The sequence below is a fragment of the Microbacterium awajiense genome (genome assembly GCF_039536545.1).
In the GTDB taxonomy this organism is placed as follows: Bacteria; Actinomycetota; Actinomycetes; order Actinomycetales; family Microbacteriaceae; genus Microbacterium; species Microbacterium awajiense.
The window spans coordinates 280,931-289,312 of record NZ_BAAAYU010000005.1 but is presented as its reverse complement, the minus strand read 5'-3'; the positions used below and the strand labels follow the sequence as shown (position 1 = coordinate 289,312).

9 protein-coding genes are annotated in these 8,382 nt (G+C 71.6%); 5 read left to right on the top strand and 4 right to left on the bottom strand.

Going from position 1 to position 8,382, the window contains the following annotated elements; all coding sequences use genetic code 11:
- Positions 1-1,147, bottom strand: a 1,147-nt coding sequence (gene hydA, locus ABD663_RS08135; protein ID WP_344737479.1) for a dihydropyrimidinase, incomplete at its 3' end; no start/stop codon positions are given.
- A gap of 20 nt (positions 1,148-1,167) precedes the next feature.
- Positions 1,168-2,016 (bottom strand): nitrilase-related carbon-nitrogen hydrolase, encoded by an 849-nt coding sequence (locus ABD663_RS08130; protein ID WP_344737478.1) that lies wholly within the window; start codon positions 2,014-2,016, stop codon positions 1,168-1,170.
- A gap of 212 nt (positions 2,017-2,228) precedes the next feature.
- On the opposite strand from ABD663_RS08130, the gene ABD663_RS08125 reads away from it, so the two are divergent.
- The 4 genes from ABD663_RS08125 (at position 2,229) to ABD663_RS08110 (ending at position 6,363) form a co-directional block, all read left to right on the top strand.
- The gene (locus tag ABD663_RS08125) at positions 2,229-3,410 is read left to right on the top strand and encodes a sensor histidine kinase (protein ID WP_344737477.1); all 1,182 of its coding nucleotides are present in this window, start codon (positions 2,229-2,231) and stop codon (positions 3,408-3,410) included.
- Positions 3,407-4,045, top strand: a complete 639-nt coding sequence (locus tag ABD663_RS08120) for a response regulator (RefSeq protein ID WP_344737476.1) — start codon at positions 3,407-3,409, stop codon at positions 4,043-4,045. The genes ABD663_RS08125 and ABD663_RS08120 overlap by 4 nt, the downstream gene beginning before the upstream one ends.
- 84 nt (positions 4,046-4,129) lie before the next feature.
- Positions 4,130-4,903: an ABC transporter ATP-binding protein gene (locus ABD663_RS08115; protein WP_344737475.1), complete on the top strand. Its 774-nt coding sequence runs from the start codon at positions 4,130-4,132 to the stop codon at positions 4,901-4,903.
- Positions 4,900-6,363 (top strand): FtsX-like permease family protein, encoded by a 1,464-nt coding sequence (locus ABD663_RS08110; protein ID WP_344737473.1) that lies wholly within the window; start codon positions 4,900-4,902, stop codon positions 6,361-6,363. Before ABD663_RS08115 ends, ABD663_RS08110 begins: the two co-directional genes overlap by 4 nt.
- 15 nt (positions 6,364-6,378) lie before the next feature.
- On the opposite strand, the gene ABD663_RS08105 is transcribed toward ABD663_RS08110, so the two are convergent.
- Both ABD663_RS08105 and ABD663_RS08100 read right to left on the bottom strand, forming a co-directional pair.
- Entirely contained in the window at positions 6,379-7,062 is a 684-nt protein-coding gene (locus tag ABD663_RS08105) for a hemerythrin domain-containing protein (RefSeq protein ID WP_344737472.1), read from the bottom strand.
- A gap of 91 nt (positions 7,063-7,153) precedes the next feature.
- Complete coding sequence (locus tag ABD663_RS08100) at positions 7,154-7,696, bottom strand: hypothetical protein (protein ID WP_344737471.1); 543 nt, start codon at positions 7,694-7,696, stop codon at positions 7,154-7,156.
- Positions 7,697-7,729: 33 nt separating this feature from the next.
- Here ABD663_RS08100 and ABD663_RS08095 point away from each other — a divergent pair, with 33 nt between their 5' ends.
- Positions 7,730-8,377, top strand: a complete 648-nt coding sequence (locus ABD663_RS08095) for a 2-phosphosulfolactate phosphatase (RefSeq protein WP_344737470.1) — start codon at positions 7,730-7,732, stop codon at positions 8,375-8,377.
- Positions 8,378-8,382: the final 5 nt, after the last annotated feature.

The following is an 8,382-nucleotide window of genomic DNA, read 5'->3' as shown; positions in this document are numbered from 1 at the left end:
TCAGTTCGACCCAGCGCTCGAGGGTGATCTTCCCGGTCACCACGCCCTGGTACATGAGGTTCATGCGGTGCTCGATCGAGCCGATGCCGTTGGGGATCTTGCGGAAGTCGCCGAGGCCGAGCTCCTTCTGGTCCTTCATGCAGAAGGGGCAGTGGTCGGTCGAGACCATCTGCAGGTCGTTGGTGCGCAGCGCCTGCCACATGTGGTCCTGGTGGCCCTCGGCGCGCGAGCGCAGCGGCGTCGAGCACACCCACTTCGCGCCTTCGAAGGCGCCCCATTCGTCGCTGGATGCCCCGAGCTGCTCTTCGAGCGAGAGGTACAGGTACTGCGGACAGGTCTCGCCGAACACGTTGTGGCCGTTGTCGCGGGCGGCGGCGAGCTGCTCGACGGCCTGCTTCGCGCTCACGTGCACGACGTAGAGCGGCGCTCCCGTGAGGTTCGACAGCATGATCGCCCGGTGGGTGGCCTCCTCCTCCATCTGCCATGCGCGGGCGATGCCGTGGTAGTACGGGTCGGTCTTGCCCTGCGCGACGAGCTGCTCGGCGAGCACGTCGATCACCGGGCCGTTCTCGGCGTGCATCATCGTCATGAGACCGGTGTCGGCCGAGATCTGCATGGCCTTGAGGATCTGGTCGTCGGTCGCATAGAAGACGCCGGGGTAGGCCATGAAGAGCTTGAAGCTCGTCACGCCCTCGTCGATGAGCGACGGCATCACCGAGAGGGCCTTCTCATCGACGCCGCCGATGATCTGGTGGAACCCGTAGTCGATCGCGCAGTTGCCCTCGGCCAGGCCGTGCCAGGTCGAGAGCCCTTCCATGACGTCGCCGCCGGCGGTCTGCACCGCGAAGTCGATGATGCTCGTCGTGCCGCCCCATGCGGCAGCGCGGGTGCCGGACTCGAACGTGTCCGACGCGAAGGTGCCGCCGAACGGCAGCTGCATGTGCGTGTGGGCGTCGATGCCGCCGGGGATGACGTACTTGCCGGTCGCGTCGACGACGGTGTCGACGGATGCCTTCAGGTCGGTGCCGAGCAGTTCCGAGCCGGGTGCGAGCACCGCGGCGATGGTCTCGCCGTCGATGAGCACGTCGGCCTCGGCGCGCCCGGTTGCCGTGACGACGGTGCCGCCGGTGATGAGTGTGGTGGTCATGTCTGGTGCCTCCGGGTGGATCAGGGCGCGACGATGTCGCCGTAGGTGTCGGGTCGGCGGTCGCGATAGAACTGCCAGTCGTCGCGCATCTGCTGCACCATGTCCATGTCGAGGTCGCGCACGAGCAGCTCCTCGTGCTCGCCCGAGCCGAGCGCGCCGACGAAATTGCCGCGCGGGTCGATCACCTGGCTGGTGCCGTAGAAGTTCACCGCCTCGTCGCCGTACTCGTTGTCTTCGAGACCGACGCGGTTCGGCTGAAGCACGAAGTACCCGTTCGCGACCGCCGCCGCGGGTCCCTCGATCTCCCACAGCCGGTTCGACAGCCCCGGCTTGGTGGCGTTCGGGTTGAAGACCATGTGCGCGCCGCCCAGGCCCAGCTCGCGCCATCCCTCGGGGAAGTGCCGGTCGTAGCAGATGTACATTCCGACCTTGCCGACCGCGGTCTCGAACACCGGGTACCCCTGGTTGCCCGGGCGGAAGTAGAACTTCTCCCAGAACTTCTCGACGTGCGGGATGTGGTTCTTGCGGTACTGCCCGAGGATCGTGCCGTCGGCGTCGACGAGCACCGCGGTGTTGTAGTAGATCCCGGTCTGCTGCTCCTCGTAGATCGGCAGCACCATGACGATGCCGAGCTCCTTGGCGACCGCCGCGAAGCGCTGCACGATCGGCCCGTCCGACGGCTCGGCGAAGCGGTAGTACTTCTTGTCCTGTGTGATGCCGAAGTAGGGGCCGTAGAACAGCTCCTGGAAGCACATCACCTGTGCACCCTGGGCTGCGGCATCCCGAGCGAACTGCTCGTGCTTGTCGAGCATCGATTCCTTGTCGCCAGTCCATGTGGTCTGGCTGATTCCGGCGCGTACGGTCGTCATGGTTCTCCGTCCCCTCGGGCCGCGAGTCGGGGTGCTCGCCGGTGTCCTGATCTTTCAACTCCGACGTTTCCCGCCCGTTTCGGCTTGTGTCCGGACAGTAAAGCCTCGGCAGCGGCGGCGGCAAGGGGGACGGCGGTTCGACCGAGCGCAGGCCGTGCGGGATACATCGCTGGACGGATGCCTCGGGCCGGGCGGTCGCATAGCGTGTGAGCGTGCTCCGCCCGCTGAAGACCTACCAGGTCGTCGTCGACCTCGTCGTCGCGGCGGCGTTCCTCGTCCTCGTCGTCGCGGTGGAGGGGGTGACGGCCTTCACCGTCGGGCTCTACGTCCCGGCCGCGTCGTACCCGGCGTCACTGTCGTCGCTCTTGATCGCGCTGCCGTTCACCGCCGCGCTCGCGGTGCGGCGGCTGTCACCCGGGCTCTCCCTGGGCCTCGCATGGGCGGGGGCCCTGCTGCAGATGGGCCTCGGCTGGGCGCCGAGCGTCGCGGACCTCGCGATCTTCGGCGTGCTCTACGCCGTCGCCGCGTACGGCGGGCGCGCCGTCTACTGGGCGGGGCTCGTCTCGGCGCTCGCCGGCGGCATCCTGATCTCGCTGTATCTCGTGCTGGGGCCACCCTTCTCGTCGACGGCGCTGACCTGGCAGACCCTGCCGGTCGTGCTCACCCTGCTCGTCGCCGCGGTCTTCGCGCTCGGACTCGCCTGGACGATCGGCGCGCTCGTTCGCACCGGCATCCGCGCCCGCGAAGACCGCGAGAACCGGCGTCGCGCCGAGGCCGAGGCGGCCGCGGAGCAGGAACGCGTGCGCATCGCGCGCGACATGCACGACGTCGTCGCCCACTCGCTCGCCGTCGTCGTCGCCCAGGCGGACGGCGCGCGGTACGCGGCGGCGTCCGACCCTGCCGTGGCGACCCAGGCACTCGGCACGATCTCGGCGACCGCGCGATCGGCGCTCTCGGACGTGCGGATGCTGCTCACCCAGCTGCGCCTGCGCGAGGGCGACGGGCCGCAGCCGACGTTCGCCGACCTGCCGGCGCTGTTCGAACAGGTGCGCGGCGCGGGGGTCGACCTCGCCGTCGACGTCGACCTGGGTGACCCGGCGCGGACCCCTTCAGCGGTGCAGCTCGCGGCGTACCGCATCCTGCAGGAGGCCCTGACCAACGCGCTGCGCCACGGCGACGGCGGCCCCGTCGCGGTGCGCCTGCGGAGCCAGACCGGTCAGCTGCACCTCGAGGTGCGCAACGGACTGCGCGGCGGCGTCGATGCGGGATGGTCCGGACACGGCCTCATCGGCATGGGCGAGCGCGCGAGCCTCGTCGGCGGGCGGCTGAACGCGGCTGCAGAGGACGCGGACTTCGTCGTCACGGCGACGTTGCCGGCGCGGGAGACATCGTGATCCGCGTCGCGCTCGTCGACGACCAGGCGCTCTTCCGCGCGGGCATCCGCATGCTCGTCGACTCGCAGCCCGACCTCGAGGTCGTGGCCGAGGCGGGCGACGGCAGCGAAGCGCTCGCCGTCATCCCGGCTGCCGGCGCCGACGTGGTGCTCATGGACATCCGGATGCCGGTGATGGACGGCCTCGCCGCGACCGAGCAGCTGCTGCGGATGCCCGATCCGCCGCGCGTGGTCATGCTGACGACCTTCGACCTCGACGAGGCCGCGGCCCGGGCGATCCGGCAGGGCGCGAGCGGCTTCCTGCTGAAGGACGCCGACCCCGAGTTCCTGCTCGCCGCGATCCGCACCGTCCACGCGGGCTCGGCCGTCATCGCCGCATCAGCCACCCGCGACCTCTTCGCACACGTCGGCGGCACCGCCGTACGCGCGGTGCCGCCCGTGTACGCGACCCTCACCGAGCGCGAGAAGGAGATCTTCGCGCTGGCCGCCCGCGGTCTGTCCAACGCCGAGATCGCGGCATCGGAGTATCTGTCCGAGGCCACCGTCAAGACGCACATCAGCCGCATCCTCACCAAGCTCGGCCTGCGCGACCGGGTTCAGCTCGTCGTCTTCGCCTTCGACCACGGGCTCGTCTGAATCCGCGAGATCATCCTCGCGATGTACGCGGATGCCACCTCGCGGCCGATGCGCGATCGTACGGGCGGTTCCTAGCGTCGAAGCATGCACATCAGCACTTCGGAACTCGGGCTCGCCGCCCGGGTGCAGCACCTCGACAAGAGCTTCGGCGACGGCGGATCGCGCGTGCGCGCGCTCGAGGGCGTCACCTTCGGCATCCGGCGCGGGGAGTTCACCGCGATCATGGGGCCCTCGGGCTCGGGCAAGTCGACCCTCATGCACGTCATGGCCGGTCTCGACGCGCCGACCGCCGGCCGCGTGTGGATCGGCGACACCGAGATCTCCGGCCTCTCCGACCTCGAGCTGACCGTCCTGCGGCGCCGACGCGTCGGCTTCGTCTTCCAGTCGTTCAACCTCGTGCCCACCGTCGACGCGATCGGCAACATCCTGCTGCCGTTCGAGCTCGATGGCCGATCGCCGTCGCAGGCCGAGCGCTCGCGCATCGACGACCTCGTCGCGAGCCTCGGCCTCGCACCACGCCTGCGTCACCGTCCGCACGAGCTGTCGGGCGGCCAGCAGCAGCGGGTCGCGATCGCGCGGGCGCTCGCGACGGCGCCCGATCTCGTGTTCGCCGACGAGCCCACCGGCAACCTCGACTCGCGGACGGGACGCGAGGTGCTCGCGCTGCTGGCCGCGGCGAGCCGTGAGCGCGGCCAGTCGATCGCGATGGTCACCCACGACCCGATCGCGGCGAGCCACGCCGACCGCGTCGTCTTCCTCGGCGACGGCCGCATCGTCGCCGACCGTCCGCGCATGGCCGCCGATGAGATCGCCGCGGCGATGCTCGCAGCCGAGGCGGACACGGGGGTGGCGGCGTGACCGCTGTCGCCGCCGTGCCGCCGGCCGCGGTCGGTCGCGGCACGAGCCCGCACCTCGCCTGGCTGCGCGACCGCGGCATGGGCGCCACGGTCGTGGTCGCAGCGATCGCCGCCGCGTTCGCGACGGTGCTCGTGAGCGCGACCGGACTGATCGGCGCGATGCTGCTCGCCGACCCCCACATCGGCGGGGGCGGGACGACCCTGCTGGTCGTCGGCATCCTGTCGATCCTGCTGGTCGGCGTCGCCGTCCATGTCAGCGCGGTCGTGACCGCCAACACCTTCGCGACCGTGGTCGCCGGGCGCACGCGCCGGATCGCCCTGCTGAGGCTCATCGGCGCATCGGCGCGCTCTCAGCGCGGTGAGATCGCCCGCCAGGGACTCGTCACCGGGGCGATCGGCGCCTTCGTCGGGCTCGTGGCCGGCACCGCGGCATCCGTCCTGGGGGTCGAGGTCGCGCGTTCCGTGTTCGGCCTCGGCGAGGTCGGCCACCAGGTCGTGCAGCCCGTCCTGCTGCTCCCGCCCGCGGTCGTCGCGCTGACGACCTGGGCCGCGGCCTGGGTCGGTTCGCGCGGCGTGCTCGACGTCACGCCGCTCCAGGCGCTGTCGGCATCCGTCGAGCCCACCGTCGCCGAGGCATCCGCTCGACGCGGCCTGCGCGCGGGCGCCCTCGTGCTCGGATCGCTCGGGATGCTGCTGCTCGTCGCCGGTGTCGCGCTCGGGCTCGTGCATCCGATCGGCGTCGCCGTCGCGTTCGTCGGGGGGCTGCTCTCGTTCACCGCGCTCGCCCTCGGCGCGACGTGGGTGATGCCGCCGCTGCTGCGTGCCGTCGGACGGCTGTTCGGCCGATCCGCCGCCGCGCGCCTGGCGACGCTCAGCGCCGCGCGGCATCCGCAGCGGTCGAGCCGCACGGCGATCGGCATCGTCATCGCCGTGACGCTCGTGACGATGTTCGCGGTCGCGGGCGAGACGGTGAAGGCGGTCGCCGCGGTCGCGGCCGGGGGCGAGATCGACCCGTACGTGGCCGGCATCCTCGACACGTTCACCGGGGTGATGATCGGACTGGTCGCGGTGTCGGCGGTCATCGCCGCCGTCGGCCTCGTCAACCTGCTGACGCTCGGCGTCGCGCAGCGACGGCGGGAACTCGGGCTGCTGCGCGTGCTGGGGCTGTCGAGCGGGCAGGTGCGCCGCATGGTGCTGCTCGAAGCCGCGCAGCTCACCGTCGCCGCCGTCGGGTTCGGACTCGTGCTCGGCGCGCTCTACGGGTGGGCGGGTGCGCAGTCGGTGCTCGGCTCGGTGGCGCTGCCGCCCGCATGGACGTCGCCGACGTTCGTGGCGCCCGCGCTGCCGTGGAGCGCGCTCGCGCTGATCGCGGCGGCGGCCGCCGTGGTCACCGTGGCCGCGACGGTGGGTCCGACGCGCCTGGCAACCCGTGTCACGCCCGTCGCGGCGCTCGCGGAGTGAGCGAGGCGCGCGCGGTCAGCGCCCCTCGAGCACCGCGCGGTTCTTCTCGTACTTCGGCCGCCCGATCCACCGCCACAGCAGCCGGAACGCAGCGGGGAAGTCGCGCTTGAGGTACTCGTCGGGGTCGGGCTGCGAGTTCACGATCGCGCCCACCACGTTCCAGGTCTGCCCCTTGGGCGTGCTCTTTCGACCGTGCTCGGCGAACCACTCCACCTCCTTCTGAGTGATCACGGTCTCCATCACCGGCACGATGGTGGCCTCTTCATCGGGCAGGTGCGCCGCCAGGGCGTCGTTCACGCCGTCGAGTGCGCTCAGCACCGGTGCGGCGTCGGACTCGAGCGCCGATCGGCGCCAGGCCGGCAGCGCCGCGTCGAGCGCCGTGAGGTGCACGAGCATCTCGGCGTGCTGCGCTTTCATGCGCTCGACGTGCACGGCGCACGCCGGTGCCCGCTCCTCGAGCTTCGACCACAGGTTCTCGTCTTCCGCCTCGTGGTGCGAATGCAGCGTCGACGACAGCGTCGCGAGGTGCTCGCCGACGGCGTCGGCGTGCGGCAGATCGGCGGTGCCGACGCCGCGGACCAGGTCGGGTGCCTCGCCGAACCCCCTGCGCCAGAGCCGATGGATCTCAGCCATGCCGCCGGCATCGCAGGTCTTGGCCGGGGGTGTGTCCCCGCTCGCGGGAAGGGCTTCGGCGGACATCGACATGCTCCTCGGGGGTGGAGACTCGCGGGTGCGCCCAGTGTGGCCCCGACCTGCGTCGACGGCAAGAGGGTGCGCCGATGCTGTCGGGTCAGGCCTCGTCGTCGGCGGTCGACTCGGCAGTCGACTCGGAGGCGGCCGGTTCGGGATCATGGGCCCACGTTGAGGCGAGTGCACGGATGCGGGCGCCCCGCCACTGCCACACCGACCACAGCAGCGGCCACAGCAGCGGCGCGGTGGGGCCGCCGATCACGAGCCGGTCGCGCCACAGCGTGCGGCCGGGGTCGCCGGGTGCGGCCGAGACCGCCATCTGGTGGTCCCACACGTCGAGACTCGACAGCGGCCCGGTGAGCGGGATGCCGCTGTCGCGGAAGATCCGCACCTCTCCGCCGCGCTCGTCGACGCGTCGCTCGCTCATGTGGATGAACTGCTGCCCCAGCGGCACGGTGCCCAGGGCCGACAGTCGCACCGGAACGTCGTCGCCGGGCTGGAATGCTGTCGGCAGGCCCTCCGGCGCCATCGGCGCGAGGTCCACGAACGGCCCGTACAGCTCGGCGACCGCGCGCGGGGAGTGCAACGCGCGCCACGCGGCATCCGGATCGCAGTCGATGACGAACTTCAACAGGATGCGCATGCTCCCAGTGTCGCACCGGCCTACGCTGGGCGGATGCCCGCAGAACCCCGTCACGTCGACCAGGCCGCGTATCAGGTGCGGATGGACTGGGGCGTCGCCGGACTCGCGCGACTCGCCCCCGCCGAGGTGGTGGTCGTCGTCGACGTGCTGCGCTTCTCGTCGACGGTGATCGCCGCGATCGAGGCGGGTGAGCCCGTGGGCCCGGATGCCGAGGCGTGGGCGACGTCGATCAACGGTGCCGGGGTCGCTCGCGCAGCGGCGGCGACGGGTGCGGTCGTGCTCGCCGGAGGGCTGCGCAACGCCCGTGCGGTCGCCGACGCCGTGATGCGCCTGCAGGAGGGCCGCGGTGCGCGCACCGGCGTCGCGGTGATCGCGGCGGGCGAGCTCGTGTCGACGGATCCTGGTGCACCGCTGCGGTTCGCGGTGGAAGATCAGCTCGGTGCCGGCGCGGTCGTCGATGCGCTCGCGGCGATCGGCATCGACCATTGCTCGCCCGAGGCGGTCGCCGCATGCGAATCGTTCCGCGCGCTGCGGGGCGCGGTTCGGCATCTGCTCACCGCGAGCGGCTCGGGGCGAGAGCTGGTCGATCGGGATCTGCGCGATCAGGTCGTCGCGGCGGCCGCCGTCGACGCGGCATCCGTCGCGCCCGTGCTGCGGGACGGGGCCTGGGTCGCGGCGTAGCCGAG

What these genes read in the sequence shown, in the direction of transcription:
- ABD663_RS08095 (WP_344737470.1), top strand. Translation starts at nt 7,730, where the DNA reads ATGCCCGCAGAACCCCGTCACGTCGACCAGGCCGCGTATCAGGTGCGG.
- ABD663_RS08115 (WP_344737475.1), top strand. Translation starts at nt 4,130, where the DNA reads ATGCACATCAGCACTTCGGAACTCGGGCTCGCCGCCCGGGTGCAGCAC.
- ABD663_RS08130 (WP_344737478.1), bottom strand. Translation starts at nt 2,016, where the DNA reads ATGACGACCGTACGCGCCGGAATCAGCCAGACCACATGGACTGGCGAC.
- ABD663_RS08100 (WP_344737471.1), bottom strand. Translation starts at nt 7,696, where the DNA reads ATGCGCATCCTGTTGAAGTTCGTCATCGACTGCGATCCGGATGCCGCG.
- ABD663_RS08105 (WP_344737472.1), bottom strand. Translation starts at nt 7,062, where the DNA reads ATGTCCGCCGAAGCCCTTCCCGCGAGCGGGGACACACCCCCGGCCAAG.